The 1,633-nt window shown below is 70.7% G+C and carries 2 pseudogenes; both read right to left on the bottom strand.

From position 1 onward, the window contains the following. Nucleotides 1–91: 91 nt before the first annotated feature. Nucleotides 92–1,546 (bottom strand): annotated as a pseudogene (locus ABZ749_RS34920) (glutamate synthase-related protein); the annotation flags it as partial. Further along, a pseudogene (locus ABZ749_RS34915) lies at nucleotides 1,540–1,633 on the bottom strand (carbon-nitrogen hydrolase family protein); the annotation flags it as partial. The pseudogenes ABZ749_RS34920 and ABZ749_RS34915, both read right to left, overlap by 7 nt.

The raw sequence follows: 1,633 nt of genomic DNA, 5'->3' as shown, positions 1-1,633 counted from the left end.
TTCTGCGAATCTTCCGACCGGTTGCCCGCGGCGGCGACCAGCACCACCCCTTTGGCCAGCGCGCGCTCGACGGCCGCCGTCAGTTCGGGGCGGGGCCCAGCACCACCACGGTGCCGCCGGTCATGTACTCGCAGCCGTGGTCACCAACACCCTCGACCACGGCGACCGCGCCGGAGTTGCGTACCGCGAACCGCTCCCCCACCCGGCCGCGCAGGAAGACCTCGCCCGCCGTGGCCCCGTACAGGATGGTGTTGCCGGCGATGATCTGATCCTCGGCCCGTTGCCCCGGCTCGGCGTCCGGGTCGAGGAACGGCGCGGCGGCGTCCGGACGGACGATGAGCCGACCCCCGGAGAGGCCCTTGCCCACGTAGTCGTTGGCGTCGCCGTGCAGGCGCAGGGTCACGCCGCGCGGCAGGAACGCGCCGAACGACTGCCCAGCAGTGCCGTGCAGCACGAACTCGACGGTGTCCTCGGGAAGGCCGGCGCCACCGAAGCGACGGGTTACCTCACCGCCGAGCATCGCGCCGACGCTGCGGTGCTCGTTGCGCACCGCCACCTCGACCCGCACCGGCGCACCGTCCGTCAGAGCCGGACGCGCCAACGCGATCAGCTCGTTGTCGAGGGCCTGCTCCAGGCCGTGATCCTGCGCGCGAACCCCGCGTCGGGCCGCGTCGGCGGGCAGCTCCGGCAGGTGCAGGACGGGCGCCAGGTCCAACCCGTGCGCCTTCCAGTGCGTCAGAGCCGGGGCCACGTCGAGCAGCTCGGACTGCCCGATCGCTTCCTCGATCGACCGGAAACCCAGCTCGGCCAGGTACCCCCGGACCTCCTCGGCGAGGAAGAGGAAGAAGTTCTCCACGAACTCCGGCTTGCCGGTGAAACGCTCCCGCAGCACCGGATTCTGCGTGGCGATGCCGACCGGGCAGGTGTCCAGGTGGCAGACCCGCATCATCACGCAACCCTCGACGATCAGCGGCGCGGTCGCGAAGCCGAACTCCTCCGCGCCGAGCAACGCCGCGACCAGGACGTCCCGGCCGGTCTTGAGCTGGCCGTCGACCTGCACCGTGACCCGGTCGCGCAGCTTGTTGAGCAACAGCGTCTGCTGCGCCTCGGCCAGCCCCAGCTCCCACGGGGTGCCGGCGTGCTTGAGCGAGTTCATCGGGGAGGCGCCCGTGCCACCATCGTGGCCGGAGATCAGGATGACGTCCGCCTTGAGCTTCGCCACCCCGGCGGCGACGGTGCCGACGCCGACCTCGCTGACCAGCTTGACGTGCACCCGGGCCGCCGGGTTGACGCACTTCAGGTCGTGCACCAACTGGGCGAGGTCCTCGATGGAGTAGATGTCGTGGTGCGGCGGCGGGGAGATCAGACCCACGCCGGGGGTGGCGTGCCGGGTCCGGGCAATCCACGGCCAGACCTTGTTACCGGGCAGCTGACCGCCCTCGCCCGGCTTGGCGCCCTGGGCCATCTTGATCTGGAGGTCGTCCGCGTTGACCAGGTACTCGCTGGTCACGCCGAAGCGGCCGCTGGCGATCTGCTTGACACGTCGTACAGGTGGATCTTGCGATAGCTCGCGGCCAGACTGCCGGAACGGTCGAAGACCAGCGAGGTGTTCCACGTGTGGTCCGGGTCCGGA

It is taken from the genome of Micromonospora sp. NPDC047753, assembly GCF_040642735.1.
GTDB lineage: Bacteria > Actinomycetota > Actinomycetes > Mycobacteriales > Micromonosporaceae > Micromonospora.
This window is presented reverse-complemented; position numbering and strand designations above follow the sequence as displayed.